This is a genomic window from Aeromonas sp. 602200, assembly GCF_049173895.1.
Taxonomy (GTDB): domain Bacteria; phylum Pseudomonadota; class Gammaproteobacteria; order Enterobacterales; family Aeromonadaceae; genus Aeromonas; species Aeromonas veronii_A.
In genome coordinates this window covers 94577-120188 of the sequence record NZ_JAAKSL010000004.1, presented here as the reverse complement: position 1 = coordinate 120188, position 25612 = coordinate 94577, and the positions used below count along the sequence as shown (strand labels likewise).

Sequence of the window (25612 nt, the reverse complement as noted above, 5' to 3'; positions counted from 1 at the left end):
CCGTGAGATTATCCCCTGTTACTTCCAAAATTCTGTTAAGCCTCAGTGCATTGGCCTCTGGTGCCATCGCCGTGCTGGCCTTCTCCCCCTTCGGCTACTGGCCGCTGGTGATCCCCTCCCTGCTTGGCCTCTACGCCCTGCTGGACAAAGCAACGCCGAAACAGGCCGCCTGGCGCGGTTTTGGCTACGCCATGGGACTCTTTTTACCGGGGCTGTGGTGGATCCATGTCAGCATGACCGAGTTTGGCGGCATCCCGCTGCCGGTCGCCTTCGTCCTGTTGGCCGGGCTCTCCGCCTATCTGGCCCTCTACCCGACACTCGCCTGCTGGATCTTTGCCCGCTTCTTTGGCAGCCGTCACTGGAGCCGCTGGCTGCTCGCCTTCCCGGCCCTCTGGTTGGTGGCTGACTGGCTGCGCGGCTGGGTGATGACCGGCTTCCCCTGGCTCTGGTTTGGTTACAGCCAGATCGACGGCCCCCTCAAGGGCTTTGCCCCCATTCTCGGGGTGCAGGGCATCACCCTAGCACTGCTATTCTCCGCCTCCGCCATCTGGCTGGTGTGGAAGTCCCGCTCGCCACTGTGGCTGGCGGTGCCCGCCCTGCTGGCTGCCGGCGCTCATGGCCTGATGCAGCTCAACTGGGTGACCCGTGGCGAGCCGGTCAAGGTGGCACTGGTGCAGGGCAATATCGCCCAGTCCCTCAAGTGGGATCCGGAGGCGCTGGCCCCCACAGTGCGCACCTATCAGGACTTGAGCCGCGAGAATCAGGATGCCGACATCATCGTCTGGCCGGAATCGGCGATCCCGGCCATCGAGAAGGCGATGGGCCCCTATCTGGAGAATCTGGACAAGGCGATGAAGGTGAACGATACCGGCCTGCTGGCGGGGATCATTCACTACGACGAGCAGCAACAGCGTTTCTACAATACCGTGCTCGGCATGGGGGTGCAGGATGCGGATGGCAAGGAGTCCTACTTCTACAACCACTCCAACCGCTACAACAAGTACCACCTGCTGCCCATCGGCGAATTCGTGCCGTTTGAAGATCTGCTACGCCCCATCGCCCCCTTCTTCAACCTGCCGATGTCCTCCTTCAGCCGGGGTGACGAAGTGCAGCCAAACCTGATCGCCAAGGGGCTCAAGTTTGCCGCCGCCATCTGCTACGAGATCATCTTCCCGGAGGAGGTGCGCCGCAACGTCAATGCCGATACCGACTTCCTGCTGACCGTCTCCAACGACGCCTGGTTCGGCACCAGCATCGGCCCCTGGCAACATATGGAGATCGCCCGGATGCGCGCGCTGGAGCTGGCTCGTCCGCTGCTGCGGGACACCAACACCGGCATCACTATCGTCACCGAGATCGACGGCAGCATCATCGGCCAGATCCCGCAGTTTGAAGCGGGCGTGCTGCGCAGTGAGGTGCGTCCCGCCCACGGCGAGACCCCCTACATGCGCTTTGGTAGCTGGCCCCTCTACGGCCTGACCGTGCTGCTGCTGGGTCTGGCGCTGCGCCCCAAGGCTCACCCCTGGGCCCGCGAGCTGTAATGGCCATCCGCAATCCCTGATAAACAACGAGGCGCCCGCTGGCGCCTCGTTTTTTTCATCTCCAATCAAAGCGATATGCCTGAGAAGGACATAAAGCCGAGGGACATCAGCCCCGCCACGATAAAGGTGATGCCGATGCCCCGCAGCCCCTCGGGTACATCAGCGTACTTCAGTTTCTGGCGCAAACCGGCCATGGCGACAATGGCCAGCAGCCAGCCAAGCCCCGAGCCTGCGCTGTAGACCAGCGACTCGATAAAATCGTAATCCCGCTGCGCCATAAACATCACACCGCCAAAGATGGCGCAATGCACCGTCAACAGCGGCAGATAGATGCCGAGCGCCTGATAGAGCGCCGGAGCGTACTTGTCGAGCACTATCTCCATCACCTGCACCAGCGCCGCCAACACCCCGATGTAGATGATGTAATCGAGAAATCCCAGATCGAATTCCCCGAAAAAGGTGCTGCCTGCCCGCAAGATATGGCGGTAAATCAAGTTGTTGAGGGGAATGGCGATCACCATCACCACCAGGATCGTCATACCAAGGCCAAAGGCGGTGTTGATGTTCTTCGAGACGGCCAGAAAGGTACACATCCCCAGAAAGAAGGCCAGGGCGAGGTTCTCGACAAAGATTGAGTGAATAAACAGGTTGAGGTAGTAGTCCATAGGTGTGCTCACCAGGTGTTTGCGCAAAGAGAAAGTCTGCCTCTGGCCGATGGCCAGCAGCATGGACGAAACAATAGAAAGCGCGGACGCAGCACCGGACGATAGAGCGAAGGCTGCAGGTGTCAGCCTGCCCCGTCAGTCAATCGGGAGCGTTAAAAGCAGTGTGAAAACGTGGATGAGCGTCCGCCAGCCGGGTGAGCTAGTCGCCGTGACAGAAGCGAAATTGCAGATGGTGGCCGCAGAGTTGCCGTTTATGCAGATAGCCAACGTGGCCACAAGCTTGTCTGACATAGATCAGCGGCACAAAGAACAGCAGGCCACAGAGCAGGCCGAGGATATCGTGCTGGAACCAGGCCAGCAGCATCTGGTAGAGATGGCCGTCCCGCTCTTTCGCCAACCGCCGCCCCTGCTCGACCCCGTGGCGCCACTGGTTGCTCGGCAGCAAGCCGACCGTGTCGACCAGACGCTGGTTGATCGGGTCTTGCAGTGCCATCCCCGCCATCGCCCCGGCAGATGGCCCCTGCGACACGGCGCTCAGCCCAGCTGCGGCAAAAGCAGCGAGCCACAGAATGCAGGCGATGGCAAAGGCCATTGCACCGTGCTGTATGCGGCTTGGGGGTAAGCGACTGGCAAGAGGCAAGGTTCGAGCTCCTTCAGGGATGACAGGAATGCGTGGATAAATATATCACAAGCCATCGCTTTATTGGATTTTGATATTCACCTAATCATGCAAATCAGCACTAAACACTCAATTATCACTGAACTGAGCATTTAAAACCCAAACAAATGGGGGAGCATCTGCCCCCCCTCCGGTCACTGGCTCACCCTCAATGGCAATAGCCACCCTCTTCACATCGCTTGCAGGCAGCAGATCACATAGCCGTAACTGCCCAGATATTGGCGGTGGATGGCCACTTCCCGGCTCAAGTCCTGCCAGGCGGCACTCTCCCCCAGCTCGTCTCGATAGCGCACCAGATTGACCTCGATAGGGTCCAGATAGTTGTTCCAAGCGCTCATCGGCAAGAGTGTGTGTGACAGGCAGCGGTAGCCTGCCGCATGTACCGTCTCAAGCAGGCCCGCCAGCGTCTGCATGGCGGGATAATCCTGCTGCCAGAATGCCAACGCCTCCTCGGGCGGGTTATCGGTCAGCCAGACCGCATCACTCAGCACGATGCAAGCCTGCGGGCTCGCGAGCAGCGGACGCCACGCCTTCAGCGCATTGGCAACCCCCATCACGTAAGCGCTCCCCTCTGCCCAGATGAGGTCGGCCGGGGCCAGATCGTCCGGCAGTGCCGCCATGTTGGCGCAGAGGGTGGAGACATGCTCAAAGCCCGCTGCACGGGCGGAGTGCGCCACGGCGGCCAGTGCATCCTCTTCCAGATCGATGGCCACAATGTCGGCATCGGTCACCTGAGCCAGCGCCATGGTCGAGGCACCGCGCCCGCAGCCCATGTCGAGGATCCGGCGCGGCCGGATGGGCAAGGCGGCAAACTGCTGCTGGGTGAAGGCGCGATCCCCCGGCCCCCAGTAACTCATGCCATCCAGCAGCTGGATAAAGTCTTTGATGTAACGCTCATGTTCATTCATGTCTTTGCTCAACCATTGCAAGTGGTAGCGCTCTTTCTCGCTAAAACCCTGTTTCATCACCCACGCGAAGTAGGCCTCCGGTGCCTCGCGCTGCAGTTGCAGCTGCCAGGCCTTGAATTCCTCACCGGAGCGCGGGCGCAGCCCTGCCAGATCCGCCAACAGATCCCGGGCACGCTGCATCCGCACCAGCTCCTCATCCAGCTCCCTGACCCGGGCCTGCAATGCCGCTTGATCTATCTCGCCAGCCAGACAGGCGAGGCACTGCTTGAGGCTGAGACCACCCGCCTGCAGGGCCTGAACCATCTGCAGTCGCTACAGATCCCCCTCGTCATAGTGGCGATAGCCGTTGGCGGCCCGGGTACCGGCAATCACCCCCAGCTTCTCGTAATAGAGCAGGGTGGAGCGGGCGAGACCGCAGCGGCGGGCCAGTTCGGATATTTTCATGGCAATCACTCACGGTGCAGGCCATCAGGTGACCCGATAGAGACGAGCTTAAACTGTGAAGCTATAGACAGGTCAACGCCCTTTTCCAGAGATCCGCCAACAAAAACGGCCACCCTCGGGTGGCCGTTGTCAGCGCTATCTGTGATAAAGCGGCGATAGAGCAGCGATGCTACCGGCTCAAAGACCGGCCGCCTCCAGATGCTCCACCAGCAGCTGCACGCTGCGGTTGCCGCGCCACTCGTTGACGTCAAGCCGGTAGACAAGCCGCACCCGCTTGACCGAGGCATCGGGCCAGCGCTTGAGATCGACGCCAAAGGCGATGGCATCCACCGCATGACCGGAATCGGTTGTCAGCATCATCTTGAGGTGCTTCTCCCCCACCAGCCGCTGCTGCACCAGCACGAATTCGCCGTCAAACAGTGGCTCGGGGAAGGCCTGACCCCAGGGGCCGGAGGCGCGAATCAGCTCCGCCAGCTCGAGGTTGAGCTCATCCGGCAACAACTCGCCATCGGTGAGCAGCACCCCGGTCAAGAGCTCCGGCGTCACCAGCTCGCTGATGACAGCCTCAAAGGCGCGGCTGAAGGCCTCGATGTTGGCCTTGGGCAGGGTCAACCCCGCCGCCATGGCATGGCCACCAAACTTGCCCATCAGGCCCGGGTGGCGGGTATCGAGCAGTTCCAGCGCATCGCGCAGGTGCACGCCGGGGATGGAGCGGCCGGAGCCCTTGAGCTCGGTCTCGCTGCTCTCGGCAAACGCGATGACCGGGCGGTAGTACTTCTCCTTCACCTTGGAGGCCACCAGCCCCACCACCCCCTGATGCCACTCGTTGCGGTGCAGCACTATGCCAGAGGGCACCTCGCCATCGCGAAACCGGATCTGCTCCAGAGTGGCGAGGGCCTCCTGCTGCATCCCCTGCTCAATCTCCTTGCGCTCCTGATTGAGGCTGTCCATCTCGGCCGCAAGCTGGCGCGCCAGATTGAGGTCATCGCAGAGCAGACAGGCGACCCCAAGGGACATGTCATCGAGGCGTCCCACCGCGTTGAGGCGCGGCCCCAGCGCAAAACCAAGGTCGGCGGCGGTAAGACGGCGACCATCGCGGCCCGACACATCCACCAGCGCCTGAATGCCGGGGCGACAGCGCCCAGCCCGGATCCGCTGCAAGCCCTGATGGACCAGGATGCGGTTGTTGCCATCGAGCGCCACCACGTCGGCGACCGTGCCGAGGGCCACCAGATCGAGGTAATCCGCCACATTGGGGGGGCGCAACCCTTGCCGTTCGTACCAGCCGAGCTGACGCAGATGGGTATTGAGGGCCGCCATCAGGTAGAAGGCCACCCCCACCCCGGCCAGCGACTTGGAGGGAAAATCGCAACCGCGCTGGTTAGGGTTGACGATGGCATCGGCATCAGGCAGCTCCTGACCCGGCAAATGGTGATCGGTAACCAGTACCTGCATACCAGCCGCCTTGGCAGCCGCCACCCCGGCGATGCTGGAGATGCCGTTATCCACCGTGATCAGGAACTCGGCGCCGCGGGCCACCGCCAGCTCGACAATCTCGGGGGTGAGGCCGTAGCCAAACTCGAAGCGGTTGGGCACCAGAAAATCGATGTGGCGACCGCCCATGGCGCGCAGGGCCAGCACACACAGGGCCGAACTGGTGGCACCATCGCAATCGAAGTCGCCGACGATAAGGATCCGTTTCTGGGCGGTCAGGGCATCCGCCAGCAGCGGCACCGCCTGCTCCATGCCATAGAGGCGCTGGGGCGGCAACAGCTGGCTGGCGCTGCGCTCCAGCAGGGCGGGATCCTCTACGCCACGGCTGGCGAAGATTTGGCGAAGCAGGGGATGCAGGGTGGCAGGCAGATGGGAATCATCAACTCGCGGACGACGACGGATTTGCAGGGACATCAATATGATCCAGTATCTTGAGCAGCTGTTCGGGGCTCTGATACCCGCGCACCAGATCCCCGTCGGAGGAGACCCAGGCCGGCAGTACCTTGACCCCCAACCATTGGCTCAGGCCAATATTTTGGATAAGGGTCTCACTACATGCCGTTTGAGGCAAATAGGCTTTTAACGGATCATTTTGCAGCAGGGGATCGCTGCACCAGTCGGCGGCCCGTTCGGCGTGATCAATCACCGGATAGAGTGCCACGCTCACCCCGGATGCCTGCAGGTGTTGCAAGGTGCCGGGGAGCTGACGACGTTTGGCGTCCTGCTCGCCGAGAAACAGCGCGACCCGGTGACGCTCATCACGAGCCTTGAGCACGATGGGGGCATGAGCCACCTGCGCCAGCCCAAGTCGGCGCTGCTCGCGCATACCCGAGATGGTCAGGTTCTTCATGTCGCGGGTCATATCCAGCATGACCCCCTGCACCACATAATCCCCTTTGGCATCGCTGTAGAGCACCCCCTGTGAGGTGCCCAGCATATACAACCCCGCGATCGGGGTCGGTTCAACCAGATAGACGGGGACCCCCAGCCGGGCAGTGATGGTCTGTTTCAAGGCTTGGGTATCCATCCCCGCTCTGGCAGCAAATGTGCACAAAAGCATCATTCCCAGTAGTAAATACTTCACTTGTTTACTCACGTGGTATGAATGAATCGACCCAGCAAACTACAGCAGCACAGCTCATCATTCAACCAGCTACTTACCAAAAAATTAATATCACTTTGTACCAAAAAAATGGTTCCCCCCGATTGCCAAGGACTCATAACGCCCGCAAGCTAGTCAGGACGACAGGAACAACGCGGCTTAGCCTCTGTTTTTCCTGACAAGAGTTCGCCCTTTGGCAAGGGTAATCAACGCGCTATCTTGTTTAATTTCGGAGGAAATAATGAGTCTGATTCAAGAGTTCAAAGCCTTTGCCGCACGCGGCAACGTTATCGATATGGCGGTCGGTATCATCATTGGTGCCGCCTTCGGCAAAATTGTCTCCTCTTTTGTCGGTGACGTGATCATGCCGCCCATCGGCCTGATCCTGGGCGGCGTGGACTTCAGCGACCTGGCGGTCACCCTGAAGGCCGCAGAAGGGACAACACCCGCCGTGGTCATCGCCTATGGCAAGTTCATCCAGACCATCATCGACTTTCTGATCATCTCTTTTGCCATCTTCATGGGACTGAAGGCCATCAACACCCTCAAGAAAAAACAGGAAGAGGAAGCCGCCGCCCCGGCAGGCCCGACCAAGGATCAGGAGCTGCTGACCGAGATCCGTGATCTGCTGAAATCCCAGCAAGGGAAATAAGCGCCATCTCCTGTCGTGTAGAGATAAAAAAACCGCCTGCTGGCGGTTTTTTGTTTTTGGGAGGCCAGCCACTCAAGCTCTGGGGTGGTGCTCACCGTGCAGCGCCTTGAGTCGCTCGTTGGCCACATGGGTGTAGATCTGGGTGGTGGAAAGATCCGCGTGACCCAGCAGCATCTGCACAACCCGCAGGTCAGCGCCATGATTGAGCAGATGGGTGGCAAAGGCGTGGCGCAAGGTATGGGGGGATAGCTCGCCGTTAATCCCGGCCCGCTGCGCGTAAAGCTTGATGCGGTGCCAGAAGGTCTGGCGGGTCATCATACGGGCCTGCTTGGAGGGAAACACCACGTCCGAGCTGGTACCACCGAGCAGCAGGGTGCGCCCCTCCCGATAGTAACGCTCGAGCCAGTGCATCGCCTCCTCGCCCATCGGTACCAGTCGCTCCTTGTTGCCCTTGCCCACCACCCGCACCAAGCCCTGACGCAAACTGACATGCTCGGCAGTGAGTCCCACCAGCTCGGAAACCCGCAAGCCGGTGGCGTAGAGCAGCTCCAGCATTGCCTTGTCCCGCAACTCCAGCGGGTCATCCACCAGCGGCGCACTCAAGAGTGCCTCCACCTCCGTTTCGCTTAAATCGGAGGGGAGTTTTTTCGGCAGCTTGGGCCCCTCCAGCAGCACGGTCGGATCGTCGCGGCGCAGCTTCTCGCGGTTGAGATACTGGTAAAAGCGGCGCAGGGCCGACAGGAAGCGGGCCGTACTGCTAGCCGCAAACTGATGATCGACCCGCCAGGCGAGGTAGTGCTGGATCTCGTCCATCCCCGCCAGCAGCAGCGAGCTCCCCTGCTCGTCGAGCCAGAGGGAGAACTTCTCCAGATCGCTGCGATAGGAGCTGACCGTGTTGTCAGACAATCCCCGCTCCAGCCAGAGGGCGTCGAGGAAGGGTTCAATCAGGGGATGTGGGTCAGGCTTGCTCATGGTGCGCTGCAATCAGGGGATCGATGGCCCATTGTAACGCGCCAACTCCTTGGAAAGACAAGGCACTTTCATTGGAAATATAAGGCACTTTTGCCACCCCCCTTGCCGGGCGGTGAAGGTCGAATGGCAATCTGCTAGACTGGCGCCCTCCCCTTACGTTACCCATCGTGTTGCCAACATGGCGCAGCCCACACGAGCATGCGAGAACGCGCCAAAAGCAAGCGAGAAAGCGCCAACAGAGAGAAGAGCGATGAAGATTGGTCTGTTTTACGGTTCCACCACCTGCTACACCGAGATGGCAGCCGAGAAGATCCGCGCCCTCATCGGCCCCGAGCTGGTGGATATTCACAATATCAAGGATGTCTCCCTGCGCCGGATGGAGGATTACGAGATCCTGATCCTCGGCATCTCCACCTGGGATTTTGGCGAACTGCAGGAGGACTGGGAGTCCCGCTGGGAAGATATCTCCGATCTCCACCTGGAGGGACGCATCGTTGCCCTGTTTGGCCTCGGCGATCAGCTCGGTTATGGCGAATGGTTCCAGGACGCCCTCGGCATGCTGCACGATCAGCTGGTGCCAAAAGGGGTCAAGCTGGTGGGCTACTGGCCCAACGAAGGGTACGAATTCGATGCCTCCAAAGCACTGATCGACGATGGCCGTCACTTCGTCGGGCTGGCCCTCGATGATGCCAACCAATATGACCAGACCGATCCGCGCATCGAGCAGTGGGTCGAGCAGATCCTGAGCGAAATCCACGCCCTGCTCTGATCTTTCCCACGTTTTGGCAAAACGACCCTGAGCGCCTGGCCCTGGCCCTGGCCGCCGGGCGCAGTTATCGCACCGATTTTCTCAATTGGTATCATCGCGTGACGCTATAGCGACTTTTTTGTGCTGGTCTGCAACAATGGACTCGACATCCCATAACAATCAGAGCCGGATGTCGGAAGCAAACGGACAGACCAGAAAAGGATATTCTATGACCCCATTCTCCCTGTTGGCCCCTACCATCGCCCGTGACGTGCTCGATCACGCGCTGGCGCTGGGTGCCGATTTCGCCGAGCTGTTTGTCGAGCGCAAGCGCCGCAGCCAGCTCAGCCTGCTCTCCAGCCAGATAGAGAACATCAGCGGCGGCCTCGATTTCGGCATCGGCGTGCGCCTCTGTTACGGCCACAAGGTGCTCTACGGCTACACCAATCTGGCCAACCGCGACGAACTGCTGCGCATCGTCACCCTGCTGGCGGCCAAAGACCGCCGCGACCCCGTGGTGACCGCCACCGCCTTCGATTTCACCCGCCTGACCGACCGCAACCCGGTGGCCCTGCCCTTGTCGGCAGACAAGCTGCTGGAGCAGAAGATCGCCTATCTGCACGCCATGGATGCGGCGGCCCGCGCCGAGAGCGACAAGGTGAGCCAGTTCTCCGGCAACGTGCTGGGCTGGGAGCAGGAGGTGGAGATCTTCAACAGTGAAGGGTTGCAAGTGGCCGATCGCCGCCACTACAACCGCATCATGGCCCAGACCATCGCCATGGAAGGGAGCGAGCAGAGCGTCGGTTACGAGGCCCCCGGCGCCCTGATGGGGTGGGAGCATGCCGATCGCATCGATCCGCGCGAGCTGGCCCTCACCGCCACCCGTCAGGCACTGGTGAAACTTGGCGCGGCTCCCTGCCCAAGCGGCACCCTGCCGGTCATCATGGAGAACGGCTTTGGCGGCGTCATCTTCCACGAAGCGTGCGGCCACCTGCTGGAGACCACCTCGGTAGCCAAAAAGGCGTCTGTGTTCCACGACAAGATGGGCCAGCTCATCGCCAATCCGGTGGTCAATGCGGTGGATGAAGGCTTGCAGAGCAACGCCTGGGGCTCCATCAACGTCGATGACGAGGGGATGGCGACCCAGCATACCCAGCTCATCAAGGACGGCGTGCTGACCGGTTTTCTGGTGGACAGAATGGGGGCCCTCAAGACGGGCTACGCCCGCACCGGCTCCGGGCGGCGCGAATCCTACAAGTATGCCCCCACCTCGCGCATGCGCAACACCTATATCGAACCGGGCAACCATAGCCTCGACGATATGCTGGCCACGGTAGAGCACGGCATCTATGCCAAGAAGATGGGGGGCGGCTCGGTACAGCCCGGCACCGGTGAATTCAACTTCAATGTGCAGGAGGCCTACCTCATCGAGCACGGCAAAATCACCAGACCGCTCAAATCAGCCACCCTGATCGGTACCGGCCCGCAGGTGCTGAAAGAGATCTCCATGGTGGGCCGCAATCTGGCGCTGGCCGCCGGTATGTGCGGCTCAGTCTCGGGCTCGGTCCCCACTTCGGTGGGCCAGCCGGCGCTGAAAGTGGACAATATTCTGGTGGGAGGGAACGCCTGATGAGCCAACTCGACATGAACCAACTGCTCACCCGCCTGCTGGATAAAGTGGCCGACCTCAGTGCCGAGGCAGACATCATCGCTAATCAGGAGAAGGCCTTCTCCCTCAAGGCAGACAAGGGCGAGCTGGGTGAATACAAGGTCACCAGCAGCCAGCAGCTCGGTATTCGCCTGCTCAAAGAGGGCCGAGTCGGCATCGCCTACTCGGAATCCCTCGATGAGCTGGCGCTGGATGCCATGCTGCAAGATGCGCTCGATGCCAGCCGCTTTGCCAAGGTGGATGCGGATCAGCGCATCTCGGTGGCCAATAGCCGGATCACCACAGATTGCGCCGAGATCAACCAGCCCGATACCACGCCGGTTGAGGAGAAGATCGCCCTGGCCCTGCGCCTCGAATCAGACATGCTGGCCATGCCCGATGTGAGCGGCGCCCCCTACAACAGCTTCTTCGAAGGTGAGAGCCAGCTCTGGCTCGCCAACAGTCAGGGCACCCTCTGCCAGCACGGCGAGTTCAGCGTCGGCTGCTACACCTCGGCGCTGGTGGTACGGGATGGCCGCCAGTCGATGCACTCGCAGGGGCAGTATGGCCGTCGCTTCGACGAGCTGGATAGCCAGGCCCTGATCGAGCAGATCTACGCCATCGCCGATGGCCTGCTGCCCGGTGAAGCGGTGCCGAGCGGCCGCTACAGCGTCATCTTCAGCACCAACTGCTTCGCCAGCCTATTTGGCTGCTTTCAGGGCGTGCTGTCGGGCAAGTGGGCCCAACAAGGGATCAACCCCTGGCGCAGCAAGGTCGGCCAGAGCATAGCGTCACGCTGGCTTACTCTGGAAAGCCGGGTCTATATGCCGGGCGGCATGAACATCAAGGCGTTTGATGGCGAGGGGGCGGCCAGCTCGGATCTGCTGCTGATTGGCGAAGGGGAGCTGAAAACCCTGCTCCACAACAGCACCACCGCCCGCCACTTTGGCGTCGCCAGCAACGGCTCGGCCGCCCGCGGCGCTCGCAGCGCCCTCGATGTGACCGCTCGCCATCTGGTGTTCGGCGCGGGCCCTCACTGTGAAGCGGAGGTGCAGAGCGGTGACTATCTGGAGCTGGTCAAGCTGGACGGCCTGCATTCGGGTGCCGATGCGGTGAGCGGCGACTTCTCCTTTGGCGCGTCAGGGTTCCTCTGTCGCGATGGCGTTCGCCTGCAGCCGGTGCGCGGCATCACAGTAGCAGGCAACTTCTACCGCCTGCTGGGCGAGCTGGAAGCGGTCGGCGATACCCTGCACCACAACGACGGCAAGGGCTTCTACGCCCCGCAGATCCGTTTTGGCGGCCTCTCCGTCGCCGGCAAGTAAACGCCCCGACGAAACCTGCAAGCAAGATAAAGGCGCCTGATGGCGCCTTTTTCTCGTTATCTCGTCCGCCTTGAGGCCTGACTCAGGGCGAGAGCGGCTCGCGATGATACTCGGCGCAGCCGCATTCGGGGCAGGTATCGAGCTGCTGGGGATGCAGCACGGTATGGCGCCAGCCACACTGGTCGCACACCATGACCCCGAGCCCTACCCAGTCACCCGCTTCGTAAACACCCTTGTGCTCCAGCTCGTCGGCCAGCTCGCGCCACTCCACCTGGGCGCGGTCGGTCACATCCGCCAGCCAGGACCAGGCGGTGTCTTTGAGGGCCAGCATAAAGGCAGACTCTTCCACCTGTGCACTATCGTCATGGCGCCCCTCGTCATAGTTGCCCAGATCCCGCTTCACGTACTCGGCAATGAGCGCCAGTTCGTCCTGGGTCAGGTCGCTGGCAGCCTCCAGATAGGCCTGCACCTTGGCAATCATCCGGTTGAGGCGCTCCCCCTGGAACTCTTCAGTCTCTTGCCACTGTTTTTGCAGCTCGGCAATGAAGGCTTCGTACCCTTTTTGACGTTTGTCCATGGCTCTAACTCCTCTACTAAACCCTGATCTGGCCCGGCTTAAGGCCCAAGGGACGCTGGCGGTTGTTGCCGCCGCAGGATATGGGTATTCTATTGCGATTTCCCAGCTGATTTATCTATTCATTTCACAGATCCGGATGTCACCAATGCAAGAGCAATACGTTCCCCAATCAATCGAACCAGCAGTGCAAAAGCACTGGGATGCCAAGAAAACCTTCAAGGCCGTGGAGAAGGTAGACAAGGAGAAGTTCTACTGCCTGTCCATGTTCCCCTATCCGTCTGGTCGACTACACATGGGGCACGTTCGTAACTACACCATAGGTGATGTGATCTCCCGTTATCAACGCCTCAATGGCAAGAACGTGCTGCAACCCATAGGTTGGGATGCATTCGGTCTGCCGGCCGAGAACGCCGCGATCAAAAACAATACCGCGCCGGCGCCCTGGACCTACGAAAACATCGAATACATGAAGAACCAGCTGAAGATGCTGGGTCTGGGTTATGACTGGGATCGTGAAATCGCCACCTGCAAACCGGATTACTACCGTTGGGAGCAGTGGTTCTTCACCAAGCTCTACGAGAAGGGTCTGGTCTACAAGAAGACCTCCTCCGTCAACTGGTGCCCGAACGACATGACCGTACTGGCCAACGAGCAGGTGGTCGACAACTGCTGCTGGCGCTGTGACACCCCGGTGGAGCAGAAAGAGATCCCCCAGTGGTTCATCAAGATCACCGACTACGCCGAAGAGCTGCTCAACGACATCGACAATCTGGAAGGCTGGCCGGAGATGGTCAAGACCATGCAGCGCAACTGGATTGGCCGCTCCGAAGGGGTCAACATCAGCTTCGCCATCGAGGGTCAGGCTGAGCAGCTGGAGGTCTATACCACCCGTCCGGACACCTTCATGGGCGTCACCTATGTCGGTATCGCTGCCGGTCACCCGCTGGCGCTGCAAGCAGCCCAGAACAATCCTGAGCTGGCTGCCTTCATCGAAGAGTGCAAGAACACCAAGGTAGCCGAAGCGGAACTGGCCACCATGGAGAAGAAGGGCATGGCCACCGGCCTCTACGCCATTCACCCGCTGGATGGCCGCAAGGTACCGGTCTGGGTCGCCAACTTCGTGCTGATGAACTATGGCACCGGCGCGGTGATGGCAGTTCCGGCCCACGATCAGCGTGACTTCGAGTTCGCCACCAAATATGGCCTCGACATCAAGGCGGTCATCAAGCCGGTTGATGGCGACGTCGACGTGAGCGAAGCGGCTTACACCGAGAAGGGCGTGCTGTTCAACTCCGGCGAGTTCGACGGTCTCGACTTCCAGGGCGCCTTCGATGCCATCGCCAGCAAGCTGGAAGGGCTCGGCAAGGGCAAGCGCACCGTCAACTACCGTCTGCGTGACTGGGGTGTCTCCCGTCAGCGTTACTGGGGCGCCCCCATCCCGATGCTGACCCTGGCTGACGGTACCGTAGTGCCGACGCCGGAAGAGCAGCTGCCGGTGCTGCTGCCGGAAGATGTGGTGATGGATGGTATCCAGAGCCCGATCAAAGCCGATGCCGAGTGGGCCAAGACCACTTACAACGGTCAGGAAGCGTTCCGCGAGACCGATACCTTCGACACCTTTATGGAGTCCTCTTGGTACTACGCGCGCTACTGCTCCCCGGACTACGACAAGGGCATGCTGGATCCGGCTGCTGCCAACCACTGGCTGCCGGTGGATCAGTACATCGGCGGTATCGAGCACGCCTGTATGCACCTGCTCTACGCCCGCTTCTTCCACAAGCTGCTGCGTGACGCGGGTTTGGTCAACAGCGACGAGCCGTTCAAGCGCCTGCTCTGCCAGGGCATGGTGCTGGCCGACGCCTTCTACTACAAAGACGAGAAGGGTGGCAACGTCTGGGTCAGCCCGACCGACATCAAGGTAGAGCGTGACGAGAAGGGTCGCATCACCAAGGCCATCGACAACGAAGGCCGTGAGGTAATGCACTCCGGCATGACCAAGATGTCCAAGTCCAAGAACAACGGCATCGACCCGCAGCTGATGGTCGAGCGTTACGGCGCCGATACCGTCCGTCTGTTCATGATGTTCGCCTCTCCGGCAGAAATGACGCTGGAGTGGTCCGACTCCGGCGTAGAGGGTGCCCAGCGCTTCCTGCGTCGCCTGTGGCGCGTCACCTTCGAACACGTTTCCGGTGGCGCCGTTGCCGCGCTGGATGTGGCTGCTCTCACCAACGAGCAGAAAGCGGTACGCCGTGAACTGCACAAGACCATCGCCAAGGTGAGCGATGACGTGGGTCGCCGTCAGACCTTCAACACCGCCATCGCCGCCATCATGGAGCTGATGAATAATCTGGCCAAGCTCGGCAACGACGAGCAGGACCGCGCCCTGATGCAGGAAGCGCTGGAAGCCGTGGTAGTCATGCTCTACCCCATCACCCCGCACATCGGCTTCGAGCTGTGGAAGATGCTGGGCAAGGGCAACGACATCGATCACGCAGCCTGGCCGGTGGCCGATGAAGCGGCCATGGTCGAGACCGAGAAGCTGGTGGTGGTACAGATCAACGGCAAGATGCGCGGCAAGCTGACCGTGCCCGCCGAGATCAGCCAGGCCGACGTCGAGAAGCTGGCGATGGCTGATGCCTCGGTACAGAAGTTCACCGACGGTCTGACCGTGCGCAAGGTGATCTATGTACCTGGCAAGCTGCTCAATATTGTCGCTAACTGATCGGTTGCCAACTGATCATTGCCAATCTGTGACAGCAAACGGATGATAACGGCGGGCCCTGCGCCCGCCGCTTTCCCTTAATGCAAAGAGGATTTTCTATGGGCACCATCTTCACCCGCTGGATGGCCATCGTGCTGGCTGGTCTGCTGCTGCAAGGCTGCGGCTTTCACATGCGCGGCAACGGCATCCCGGCCGAGCTGATGACCATGAAGGTCGTGGGCGACAACAAGAGCGACTTCTACCGGATGGTTACCACCCGCCTGAAGGCCTCTGGCGTGACCCTGGCCGACAAGGAGGGCATTCCGGTGCTCACTCTGGGCGGCGTAGGCAGCACCAGTCAGGTCGCCTCGGTCAACGCGCTGGGGACGGACACCGAATATGTGCTGGGCTTTGGTACCCAGTTCACCATCTCGGTACCGGGCAAGCCGACTCAGGTCTTCCCCATCAACTTCAACCGCAGCTTCCTCAACAAGCCGGATGCAGCGCTCGCCTCCTCCCGTGAGCAGGAGCAGCTCAACCGCGAAATGCAGGAGCAGGCGGCCAATCAGGTGATCCGGCAGTTGAGTCAGGTCAGCTTCTGATGCGGATTTACCCGGAACAATTTGGTGACCACCTCAAAGCAGGGCTTCGGCCCTGCTATCTCGTTTTTGGCGACGAGCCCCTGCTGCGACTGGAGGCCATCGACGCCATCCGTCAGATCGCCCGCAAGCAGAGTTTCGATGAGCGCCACACCTTCGTGGTGGAACAGGGGCTGGACTGGAATCAGGTCTACGATGCCTGTCAGGCCATGAGCCTCTTCTCCGCCCGTCAGATCATCGAACTGGAGCTGCCCGCCAAGGTGGACAAGGATCTCGCAGCCCGCATCAGCGAAATCGGCAAACAGCTTCATCCCGACCTGCTGCTGGTGCTGAGTGGCGGTCGCCTCAACCAGACCCAGATGAAGGCGGCCTGGTTCGACAAGCTCTACCAGATTGGCACCTATGTGCCGGTCAACCATCCGGAGCCCAAGTTCTTCCCGCGCTGGATGAGTGCCCGCTTTGCGCGTTTCGGCCTTAAGGCGCTGCCGGATGCCATCAACTTCATGTGCCACTCCTACGAGGGCAACCTGCTGGCCGCCAGTCAGGAGATCGAGAAGCTGACCCTGCTCTCGCCGCCCCAGCCCATCAGCGTCACCTATCTGCAAGAGACCATTATCCGCCACGCCCACTTCACCCCGTTCCAGCTGGTCGATACCCTGCTGGAGGGCAAGGTGAACCGGGCCCAGCGCATTCTGGCAGCTCTGCGGGCCGAAGGCACCGAGCCGGGGATGCTGGCCTGGACCCTCTGCCGCGAGCTGGAGCAGCTGACTGAGCTGTCGCTGGCGATGCGCAACGGCCAGCCGCTGGGTGAACACTTCAGCCGCCTGCGCATCTGGCAGAGCCGCCAGCAGCTCATTCAGCAAGCACTGACCCGCCTGCCATTTGCCAAGTTGCAGCAACTGTGGCAACTGATGGCCCAGCTGGACGATGCCCAACGCCGCTTCGATACCGAACAGGCGTGGCTGATGCTGCAGACCATTGCCCTCGGCTTTCGTGATGGCACCCCGCTGCCGCTGGTGATGGAGAGCAGCCCGTGCTGAAGGCGCCCATTGGCCTGCTGGGAGGCACGTTCGATCCTATCCATATCGGTCATCTTCGCCCGGCCATCGAGGCGCGCGATGCCCTCGGGCTGGCCGAAATGCGGCTGATCCCGAACCATATCCCGCCCCACCGCGCCAATCCGTTCTGCTCCAGCGAACAACGCCTCGCCATGGTCAAACTGGCGGCGGCGGAGAACCACCACTTTGTGGTAGATGAGCGGGAGCTGAGACGGGACAAGCCCTCTTACACCATCGATACCCTGATCGAGCTGCGTCGTGAACTGCCCGATACGCCGCTCTGTTTTCTGATGGGGATGGATTCCCTGCTGAGCCTGCCAAGCTGGTACCGCTGGCAGGAGCTGCTCGACTACGCCCACCTGGTGGTGAGCGTACGGCCGGGCTGGCAACCGGATTATCCGGCCGAGGTCGCGCAGCTGCTGACGCGCCATCACACCACGGATGCCAACGCGCTGCATCTGCGTCTGGCCGGTCATATCTGGCTGGCGGACAACCAGCCCATCGAACTGTCAGCCACCCGACTGCGAACCTTGCTGGATGCGGGACAAGACACCCGCTACCTCTTGCCCGAGTCGGTTGCGCACTATATTGATCAACAGGGGCTCTACCGCGCCAACCGCCGCTAGCCCCTGTCGTAATCCCGCCCCACCCGATGGGAAACGGGAGTGACCATGATATAATCCGCCGCCCTGACGCAAACGCTGCGCGCCGGAATACAGGAGAGACTCATTGCAAGGCCAAGAATTGCATGCCTTTATCATCGACAAGATCGATGACATGAAAGGCCGCGACATCATCACCCTCGATGTACGCGGCAAATCCAGCATTACTGACACCATGATCATCTGTTCCGGCAACTCCAGTCGTCACGTCAGCGCCATTGCCCACCATCTGGCCAGCGAAGCCCGCCACGCGGGTCTCGATCTGCTGAGCGTGGAAGGACAACTGAGCGGTGAATGGGTGCTGGTAGATATGGGCTCGGTGATCGTGCATGTGATGCAGGATGAACATCGTGACTTCTACCAACTGGAAAAGCTGTGGAGCGGTGCCGCTCAAATGAATACGCAATAAGAGCACAAGTGTAACGACCATGAAGATCCAGTTGATTGCGGTGGGCACCAAGATGCCCGCCTGGGTAGAGCATGGCTTCGAAGAGTATCGTCGCCGCTTCCCCAAAGACATGCCGTTTGAACTCGTCGAGATTGGCGCAGGCAAGCGGGGCAAAAATGCCGACATTCCGCGCATCCTGCAGAAGGAAGGGGAAGCCATGCTGGCGGCTGCGGGGCGCTCGCGCATCGTCACCCTCGACATTCCAGGCAAGCCCTGGACCACGGAGCAGCTGGCGACCCAGCTGGAGGCGTGGAAACTCGATGGCCGCGATGTAGCACTGCTGGTAGGCGGGCCGGAAGGCTTGTCCCCCGAGTGCAAGGCTGCTGCCGAACAGAGCTGGTCCCTGTCACCGCTCACCCTGCCCCATCCGCTGGTACGGGTACTGGTGGCCGAGAGCCTCTACCGTGCCTGGAGCATAACGACCAATCACCCTTATCACAGAGAGTGAACCATGCCGCTCCTGCTGTTATTGCCCCCCACAAACCCGAGGTAAAGGCATGCTGAAACAACGCATCGAAATGCGCGATCACAGTGCCGAGGGCAATCTGTTCTTCCGGCGCACCCTGGTAGCCTACATCGGCATCGTCGTGCTGATGCTGGTGCTGCTGGGCAATCTCTATTATCTACAGGTCGAGTCCTACGACACCTACCAGACGCGTTCCAACTCCAACCGCATCCGGGTAGTGCCGGTGGCGCCACCCCGGGGTCTCATCTACGACACCAACGGCGTGCTGCTGGCGGAGAACCGCCCTGTCTACAGTCTGGAAATCGTCCCGGAAGAGACTAGGGATCTTGAAAAAACCGCTGACCAGCTGATCGCCCTGCTGGGGCTGCCGGAAGGCACCAAAGAGAAGTTTCTGACCGAGGTGAAACGCCAACGTCGCTTCAAGCCGGTCCCTCTCTACGAAAAGCTGACCGAATATCAGGTAGCCCTCTTCTCGGTCAATCAGCATAACTACCCGGGCGCCAGCATCGAGGCCTACCTCAAGCGCTACTACCCGTTTGGCGACACCCTGACCCATGCGCTGGGTTATGTGGCCAAGATCAACACCCGCGACGTGGAGCGTCTCGAAAAAGAGGACAAACTCGCCAACTATGCCGCCACCAAGGATATCGGCAAGCAGGGGGTGGAGAAGTATTACGAGGATGAGCTGCACGGGGTGGCGGGTTATCAGGAGGTCGAGGTCAACAACCGCGGCCGGATTGTCCGCACCCTCAAGTTCCAGCCTCCGGTTCCGGGCAAGGATATCTACCTCAATATCGACGTCCGGATGCAGCTCAAGGCCCAGCAACTGCTGGCCGGCCAGCGTGGTGCCATCGTGATGATGAACCCGAAAACCGGTGCCATCCTGGCGCTGGAGTCGAGCCCGAGTTATGACCCCAACCTGTTCGTGACAGGCATATCCAGCGCCAACTACTCGGCACTGCTCAACGATCCGGCGCGGCCACTGGTGAATCGCACCACTCAGGGCATTTATGCCCCTGCCTCCACCGTCAAGCCCATGATGTCCATCATGGGTCTCAACGAGGGGGCCATCACCCCGGGCTACCGCTATTTCGGCGGCCCGAGCTTCTCCATTCCCGGTACCACCAAGAAGTTTCGCGACTGGCGCCGCTGGGGTCATGGCTGGCTCGACGTCTATCGCGCCATCGAGGTCTCGGCAGATACCTACTTCTACGATCTCGCCTATCGAGTCGGCATCGACAAGATCCACAGCTACATGACCAAGTTTGGCTTCGGTCAGTACACCGGGGTCGATCTCTATGAAGAGACCAAGGGTGTCATGCCGTCCCGTGACTGGAAGATGGCCCGTTGGCGCCAGCCCTGGTATCAGGGTGACACCATCTCTGTCGGTATCGGTCAGGGCTACTGGAGCGCCACCCCGCTCCAACTGGCCAAGGCGATCAGCATCCTGACCCAGAATGGTCACGACGTCACCCCGCACCTGCTCAAGAGCACCGCCTCCCAGGCGGGGGTGGTCGATGCCCCCATCAACCCCAATATCGCCCTCAAGCTCAAGAACGACAGCTTCTGGAAAGTGGCGCAGGATGGGATGTGGCGAGTCAACCATGGCAGTGAAGGCAGTGGCCGTCACTCGTTTGCCAAGGCGCCTTACTCCTCAGGCGGCAAATCGGGCACAGCCCAGGTAGTCGGTTTGAAGGAAAATCAGGTTTACAACATCAAGACGGTCAAGGCGGAGCATCGCGATAACGCTTTGTTCGTTGCTTATGCCCCATTCGAGGCACCCAAAGCGGTGGTAGCTCTGGTACTGGAAAACTCCATCGGAGGTGGTGGTGGTCGAGCTGCATCGCCCATTGCACGCCAGATGCTGGATGCCTATCTGCTGCCCCCTGATCCGCAACTGCCACCGGCACCGGAAAAGCCGTCCCAACCCAGTGAGGTCGCCCCCAATGAGTAATTCTGCCCGCCAGCAGAGCATCTGGTACAAGCTGCATATCGACTTGCCCCTGCTGCTCGGTCTGCTGGCCGTGATGACCCTCTCCATGGTGGTGCTCTACTCCGCCTCCGGTCAGGATATGGACTCCATCGTGCGCCAGCTGGTGCGCGGCGGTCTCGCATTTGCCCTGATGATCGGCCTGGCCCAGCTGCCCCCCTCCCTCTACGCCCGCTGGTCGGTGCCGCTATTCGCCGTGGTGGTGCTGATGCTGATTGCGGTAGACGTATTCGGCCACATCGGCAAGGGGGCCCAGCGCTGGCTCGATCTGGGCTTTATGAAGTTCCAGCCCTCCGAGGTGATGAAGCTCTCCATGCCCATCATGGTGGCTGCCTGGCTCAGTCGCCACTCGCTGCCCCCCAAGTTCAGCCATGTGGTGATCGCCCTCATCATGGTGCTGCTGCCCACCCTGCTGATCGCCGCGCAGCCTGACCTTGGCACCTCCATTCTGGTGGCCGCCTCCGGCTTCTTCGTCATCTTCCTGGCGGGGCTCAGCTGGTGGCTGATCGGTTTGGCGGTCCTGCTGATGCTGGCCTTTATGCCGGTGCTCTGGTTCTTCCTGATGCACGACTACCAGCGCCAGCGGGTGCTGATGCTGCTCGACCCGGAGAAAGACCCGCTCGGCCGCGGGTATCACATCATCCAGTCCAAGATTGCCATTGGCTCCGGCGGCGTCTTTGGTAAGGGGTGGTTGCAAGGGACCCAGTCCCAGCTGGAGTTCCTGCCCGAGCGCCATACCGACTTTATTTTCGCTGTATTCAGCGAGGAGTTCGGTCTGGTGGGGGTTGCCCTGCTGCTGGTGCTCTACCTCTACGTCATCAGCCGCTGCCTGTTTATCTCGATGCAGGCCCAGAACAGCTTCGAGCGACTGCTGGGCGGCGCCATCACCCTCACCTTCTTCGTCTATGTGTTCGTCAACATGGGCATGGTGAGCGGCATCTTGCCGGTGGTGGGGGTGCCCCTGCCGCTGGTGAGTTATGGCGGCACCTCCATGGTGACCTTGATGGCCGGATTCGGTATCCTGATGTCCATCCAGACTCATAGAAGACTGCTCGCCTGATGAGACGGGTTGGATTGCTGCTCTCGCTCGCCACCACGATGGCGACCGCCGCCGTGGCGCCGGATCGGTTGGCCCTGCTCGCCGACCAGCAGCAGGTGCCGCTGGCGGAGTTGCAGGCTGCCGTCGCCCGCGCCCAGTTACGGCAGGAGGTGCTCGACACCATCAGCAAGCCGTGGGAAGCCAAACCCTGGCATCGCTACCGGCCGCTGTTCGTTACCCCGGATCGGATCCGTGACGGCCAGCTGTTCTGGCAACAACATGCCGCCACGCTGGCGCGAGCCGAGCAGACCTATCGGGTGCCCGCCTCGCTCATCGTGGCCATCATAGGGGTAGAAACCTTCTATGGTCGCCAGATGGGCCGTCATCCGGTGCTCGATAGCCTCTATACCCTGGGGTTTCACTACCCCGAGCGGGCCGACTTCTTTGCCAAGGAGTTTGCCCAGCTGGTGGTGCTGGCCAAAGAGGAAGGGTGGCAACTCGATGCCCTCAAGGGCTCCTATGCCGGCGCCATGGGGATGGGGCAGTTCATGCCCTCCAGCTACCGCCACTACGCCGTCGACTTTGACGGGGATGGCAAGCGGGATCTGTTTGCCAACCCGGTCGATGCCATCGGCAGCGTGGCCAACTATTTTGCCAGCCACCAGTGGCGCTGGGGCGAATCCGTGGTGGAACCGGCCCAGATCGGGTTGATGGCAGTCGAACCTCTACTCAGGCCTGAGCCCGAGTTAACACAACAGTGGTCAGAACTGGCGGCGGCAGGGATTGAGCTCGCCACGCCGCTGGCCCCACAGACGCCGGTCAAGTTGCTGGCGTTTGCCCAAGCCGATGGACCGGAATACTGGGTCGCACGGCATAACTTTTATGTGATCACCCGTTACAATCGCAGCCCACTCTATGCGATGGCGGTGTATCAACTTAGCCAAGCCATTCAGGAAGCGTATGCATCTTCGTCACAAACTCCTCCCGCTCAGCCTGAGCTTGTTGCTGGCCGCCTGTAGCAGCCAGCCGGAACAGAACGCCCCCGTAGAGCCGCAAGCACCGGTCAGCAAGCCACCCGTTATCGAGATCCCGCAAGCCACCGGCGCCATTCCGCGCCCCGAGCCCCTGAGTGCCAGCGGCAACCGGGACTACTGGATCGGCAAGCAGAAGCACGAGGTGTGGCGCGACATCAAACACTACAGCGAAGAGGGCACCGCCAGCTGGCTGTCGCCGGATCTGGACGGCCAGAAGACCGCCAACGGCGATGTGCTGGACAGCAAGCTGTTCAGTGCCGCCCACCGCAACCTGCCCATCCCGAGCTATGTGAGGGTCACCAATCTGGACAACGGGCTGGAGACCATAGTGCGGGTCAACGATCGCGGTCCATTCAACAGCCCGCGCCTGATCGACCTCTCCTACGCAGCGGCCAAGCAGCTGGAGATGGTCGACAGCGGTGAGGCCCGAGTACGGCTGGAGCTGATCAGCGACACCCCGGATCAGATGGTGATCATGGAGCCGATGAAGCCCATCGAAATGACTCCGACCACTCCGGCTGCGGCCTCCAACACGCTGTCGCAAGATGGCTTCCTGGGTGAACCAACCGCACTGGCGATGGCCACTCCCGCTGCCGAACCCGCTCCCGTCAAGGCGCCCGCGACCACGCCCGCCAAAGCGGCACCTGTCAAGCCAGCTCCCGCCAAGACCGCAGCTCCTGCCAGCAGTGGTGATGGCAAGATGATCCAGGTACTGGCCAGCGGCTCCCGGGATCGGGCCGAGGCGATGGGCAAGGTGATGACCCAGCGTTACGGCGTGCCCTACCGGATCGATGCTCATGGCGCCATTTTCCGGGTGCTGATTGGCCCGGTGGAGGCGGATAAACAAGCCGCACTGCTGGAAAAAGTACGGCAAGGGGGACTGGAACAGGCCTTTATCGTGCCCTGATCCCTCCTCTGACAGCGGCGGTGACCAATCTCCCGGCCCCGCCATCACGTCGCTTTATGGCGTGATGGCAGGGATTGATGGATAAAAAACCAGTCATGATCGCCATGTCGGACTATAACCTGCGGGCGCATCTGGTATAGTTAGGCCCGCATTTTATCCCCATCTGGCTCGCAGGAATTTCAAGATGTCCAAATTTGCCCGTTCAGTTCTTCTGGCCTCACTGATCAGCGTAACCGCTCAGGCCAATACGCCGGTGCCGACACCCACGCCGAACGCCAACCCAGTGGTGGTTCCCGCCGCGCCGGAGATCTCCGCCAAGGCCCATATCCTGATCGACTACTACTCCGGTCAGGTGCTGGCCGAGCAGAACGCCGACGAGCGTCTGCCCCCTGCTAGCCTGACCAAGATGATGACCTCCTACATCGTTGGCGACGAGCTGCACAAGGGGAACATCAAGGGCACCGACATGGTGACCATCAGCCAGAACGCCTGGTCCAAGAACTACTCAGACTCCTCCAAGATGTTTATCGAGGTGGGCAAGCAGGTCTCTGTCGATGACCTGAACAAGGGCATCATCATCCAGTCCGGCAACGATGCCTGCGTCGCCATGGCCGAACATCTGGCCGGCAGTACCGACTCCTTCGCCAGCCTGATGAATGCCTGGGCCGCCAAGCTCGGCATGAAGGACACCCAGTTCAAGAACCCCCACGGTCTGGATGAAGAGGGTCACTACAGTACAGCCCGTGATATGGCCCGCCTGGGTCAGGCACTGATCCATGATCAGCCGGAGGAGTACAAGATCTACTCCCAGAAATCCTTCGTCTTCAACGGTATCACCCAGCACAACCGCAACCGCCTGCTGTGGGATCAATCCCTGCAAGTGGATGGCATCAAGACCGGCCACGTCAGCCAGGTCGGCTATAACCTGGTCTCCTCTGCCACCAACAACGAAGGCATGCGCCTGATCGCCGTGGTACTGGGCGCCAGCAGCGAAGCCTCCCGCGCCGCCGAGAGCAAGAAACTGCTCACCTATGGCTTCCGCTTCTTCCAGAGCCTGACTCCGTACAAGGCAGGCACAGAGCTGGTCACCCAGAAGATCTGGATGGGCGACAAATCTGAAGTGAAACTGGGCGTCGACAAGGATGTCTCCGTGCTGGTCACCCGCGGTCAGGGCAACAACCTGAAGGCTGACTTCCAGCTCGACAGCGAGCTGAAAGCCCCGTTGGCCAAGGGTCAACGCGTTGGTACCGTGTTCCTGAAGCAGGGTGACAAAGAGATCAAGCAGGTACCGCTGGTCGCTCTGGAAGAGGTGCAGGAAGGTGGCTTGATGAGCCGTCTGTGGGACTACCTGGTACTGCTGGTCACCAGCTGGTTCAAGTAATCCGACGCACAATCCTCACCAAACAGCGGCGCCAACAGGCGCCGCTGCTGTCTGCGCCGGACAATGGCAGTGAATAACCCTGTAAACTGCAGGTTCCGCCTTACCCTGATTTGTGGTAAAAAGCAGCACTTCCATCCTTGTCTGACCGCTCCCGGCCTTGATCCCGGAGTGTGCGGCGCCCATATAGGGTTTAGCCGCACCCATACAGACTTGAAATGGCGGCCTCCACGGGCCATCGGCCACTAGCCATCCAAGATGAAGTCATCATGCTGATGACGAAAAAGGTGAGTAAATGAATACCAAGTTTGATGAACTGCTGGAGTTTCCCTGCAAATTCCCGTTCAAGGTACTCGGCATCGCGGATCCTGCGTTGCCGGATATGGTGGTTGAAGTGCTGCAGCAGCATGCTCCGGGCACCTACAGCCCGACCGTCCAGCCCAGCTCCAAGGGCAACTATCACTCGGTTCGCGTGACCGTGACAGCCCAGAGCAAAGAGCACATCGAAGCGATGTACACTGCGCTTGGCAAGATCGAGCTGGTGAAATACGTACTGTAATTTCTCTCTCGCCCCGTTC

At 60.7% G+C, this 25612-nt stretch carries 23 protein-coding genes and 1 pseudogene; 17 read left to right on the top strand and 7 right to left on the bottom strand.

All coding sequences use genetic code 11. The features are described from left to right. Window positions 1–2 precede the first annotated feature (2 nt). The gene (gene lnt, locus G5221_RS07385; protein WP_421263031.1) at window positions 3–1541 is read left to right on the top strand and encodes an apolipoprotein N-acyltransferase; all 1539 of its coding nucleotides are present in this window, start codon (window positions 3–5) and stop codon (window positions 1539–1541) included. Between the two features lie 65 nt (window positions 1542–1606). Here the strand turns inward: lnt and nqrE are convergent, their stop codons facing one another. From nqrE to G5221_RS07360, 5 genes and pseudogenes are all read right to left on the bottom strand, one after another. Further along, the gene (gene nqrE, locus G5221_RS07380) at window positions 1607–2206 is read right to left on the bottom strand and encodes an NADH:ubiquinone reductase (Na(+)-transporting) subunit E (protein ID WP_266134396.1); all 600 of its coding nucleotides are present in this window, start codon (window positions 2204–2206) and stop codon (window positions 1607–1609) included. A gap of 199 nt (window positions 2207–2405) precedes the next feature. Beyond that, window positions 2406–2798: a hypothetical protein gene (locus G5221_RS07375; RefSeq protein ID WP_266134343.1), complete on the bottom strand. Its 393-nt coding sequence runs from the start codon at window positions 2796–2798 to the stop codon at window positions 2406–2408. A gap of 257 nt (window positions 2799–3055) precedes the next feature. Then, window positions 3056–4237: pseudogene (locus G5221_RS07370) on the bottom strand (MerR family transcriptional regulator). A 177-nt stretch (window positions 4238–4414) separates the two neighbouring features. After that, window positions 4415–6145 carry a single-stranded-DNA-specific exonuclease RecJ gene (gene recJ / locus G5221_RS07365; RefSeq protein WP_266134344.1) on the bottom strand — a complete coding sequence of 577 codons (1731 nt, stop codon included), beginning with the start codon at window positions 6143–6145 and terminating at the stop codon, window positions 4415–4417. Then, the gene (locus tag G5221_RS07360) at window positions 6111–6758 is read right to left on the bottom strand and encodes a disulfide isomerase DsbC N-terminal domain-containing protein (RefSeq protein WP_245147641.1); all 648 of its coding nucleotides are present in this window, start codon (window positions 6756–6758) and stop codon (window positions 6111–6113) included. Before G5221_RS07360 ends, recJ begins: the two co-directional genes overlap by 35 nt. Window positions 6759–7074: 316 nt before the next feature. Here G5221_RS07360 and mscL point away from each other — a divergent pair, with 316 nt between their 5' ends. Then, window positions 7075–7485, top strand: a complete 411-nt coding sequence (gene mscL, locus G5221_RS07355; RefSeq protein ID WP_042054731.1) for a large-conductance mechanosensitive channel protein MscL — start codon at window positions 7075–7077, stop codon at window positions 7483–7485. Window positions 7486–7557: 72 nt separating this feature from the next. Here the strand turns inward: mscL and xerD are convergent, their stop codons facing one another. After that, window positions 7558–8457 (bottom strand): site-specific tyrosine recombinase XerD, encoded by a 900-nt coding sequence (gene xerD, locus G5221_RS07350; RefSeq protein WP_266134345.1) that lies wholly within the window; start codon window positions 8455–8457, stop codon window positions 7558–7560. Window positions 8458–8707: 250 nt separating this feature from the next. Between xerD and fldB the strand changes: the two genes are divergently transcribed. The 3 genes from fldB to G5221_RS07335 all read left to right on the top strand — a co-directional run bounded on the left by fldB (window position 8708) and on the right by G5221_RS07335 (window position 12175). Next, a complete protein-coding gene (gene fldB, locus G5221_RS07345; protein ID WP_139710032.1) occupies window positions 8708–9226 on the top strand; it encodes a flavodoxin FldB in 519 nt (172 codons plus the stop codon). Window positions 9227–9434: 208 nt separating this feature from the next. Then, window positions 9435–10835, top strand: coding sequence for a TldD/PmbA family protein (locus G5221_RS07340; RefSeq protein WP_421263030.1), 1401 nt, complete (start codon window positions 9435–9437; stop codon window positions 10833–10835). Next, window positions 10835–12175, top strand: a complete 1341-nt coding sequence (locus G5221_RS07335; protein ID WP_421263029.1) for a TldD/PmbA family protein — start codon at window positions 10835–10837, stop codon at window positions 12173–12175. The genes G5221_RS07340 and G5221_RS07335 overlap by 1 nt, the downstream gene beginning before the upstream one ends. An 82-nt stretch (window positions 12176–12257) precedes the next feature. Here the strand turns inward: G5221_RS07335 and G5221_RS07330 are convergent, their stop codons facing one another. After that, on the bottom strand, window positions 12258–12752 hold the full coding sequence (locus tag G5221_RS07330; RefSeq protein WP_005335155.1) for a zinc ribbon-containing protein: 495 nt from the start codon (window positions 12750–12752) through the stop codon (window positions 12258–12260). Window positions 12753–12897: 145 nt separating this feature from the next. On the opposite strand from G5221_RS07330, the gene leuS reads away from it, so the two are divergent. The 12 genes from leuS to ybeD all read left to right on the top strand — a co-directional run bounded on the left by leuS (window position 12898) and on the right by ybeD (window position 25593). Then, entirely contained in the window at window positions 12898–15474 is a 2577-nt protein-coding gene (gene leuS, locus G5221_RS07325; protein ID WP_421263028.1) for a leucine--tRNA ligase, read from the top strand. 98 nt (window positions 15475–15572) lie between these two features. Further along, window positions 15573–16055 carry an LPS assembly lipoprotein LptE gene (lptE, locus tag G5221_RS07320; RefSeq protein ID WP_421235955.1) on the top strand — a complete coding sequence of 161 codons (483 nt, stop codon included), beginning with the start codon at window positions 15573–15575 and terminating at the stop codon, window positions 16053–16055. Next, window positions 16055–17092, top strand: a complete 1038-nt coding sequence (holA, locus tag G5221_RS07315; RefSeq protein WP_421263027.1) for a DNA polymerase III subunit delta — start codon at window positions 16055–16057, stop codon at window positions 17090–17092. Before lptE ends, holA begins: the two co-directional genes overlap by 1 nt. Then, window positions 17086–17736, top strand: a complete 651-nt coding sequence (gene nadD, locus G5221_RS07310; RefSeq protein WP_421263026.1) for a nicotinate-nucleotide adenylyltransferase — start codon at window positions 17086–17088, stop codon at window positions 17734–17736. The genes holA and nadD overlap by 7 nt, the downstream gene beginning before the upstream one ends. Window positions 17737–17839: 103 nt before the next feature. Further along, window positions 17840–18181: a ribosome silencing factor gene (gene rsfS / locus G5221_RS07305; RefSeq protein WP_005335165.1), complete on the top strand. Its 342-nt coding sequence runs from the start codon at window positions 17840–17842 to the stop codon at window positions 18179–18181. Between the two features lie 19 nt (window positions 18182–18200). Continuing rightward, the gene (gene rlmH / locus G5221_RS07300; protein WP_005335166.1) at window positions 18201–18668 is read left to right on the top strand and encodes a 23S rRNA (pseudouridine(1915)-N(3))-methyltransferase RlmH; all 468 of its coding nucleotides are present in this window, start codon (window positions 18201–18203) and stop codon (window positions 18666–18668) included. A 49-nt stretch (window positions 18669–18717) separates the two neighbouring features. After that, window positions 18718–20640, top strand: a complete 1923-nt coding sequence (gene mrdA / locus G5221_RS07295) for a penicillin-binding protein 2 (RefSeq protein ID WP_266134351.1) — start codon at window positions 18718–18720, stop codon at window positions 20638–20640. Further along, window positions 20633–21736: a rod shape-determining protein RodA gene (gene rodA / locus G5221_RS07290; protein ID WP_005335170.1), complete on the top strand. Its 1104-nt coding sequence runs from the start codon at window positions 20633–20635 to the stop codon at window positions 21734–21736. Before mrdA ends, rodA begins: the two co-directional genes overlap by 8 nt. After that, complete coding sequence (gene mltB / locus G5221_RS07285; RefSeq protein WP_123172493.1) at window positions 21736–22734, top strand: lytic murein transglycosylase B; 999 nt, start codon at window positions 21736–21738, stop codon at window positions 22732–22734. The genes rodA and mltB overlap by 1 nt, the downstream gene beginning before the upstream one ends. After that, complete coding sequence (locus G5221_RS07280) at window positions 22676–23656, top strand: septal ring lytic transglycosylase RlpA family protein (RefSeq protein WP_266134352.1); 981 nt, start codon at window positions 22676–22678, stop codon at window positions 23654–23656. The genes mltB and G5221_RS07280 overlap by 59 nt, the downstream gene beginning before the upstream one ends. A 184-nt stretch (window positions 23657–23840) precedes the next feature. Then, window positions 23841–25037: a D-alanyl-D-alanine carboxypeptidase family protein gene (locus tag G5221_RS07275; RefSeq protein ID WP_216953014.1), complete on the top strand. Its 1197-nt coding sequence runs from the start codon at window positions 23841–23843 to the stop codon at window positions 25035–25037. Window positions 25038–25329: 292 nt separating this feature from the next. Beyond that, window positions 25330–25593: a DUF493 family protein YbeD gene (ybeD, locus tag G5221_RS07270; RefSeq protein ID WP_005348100.1), complete on the top strand. Its 264-nt coding sequence runs from the start codon at window positions 25330–25332 to the stop codon at window positions 25591–25593. Window positions 25594–25612 lie beyond the last annotated feature (19 nt).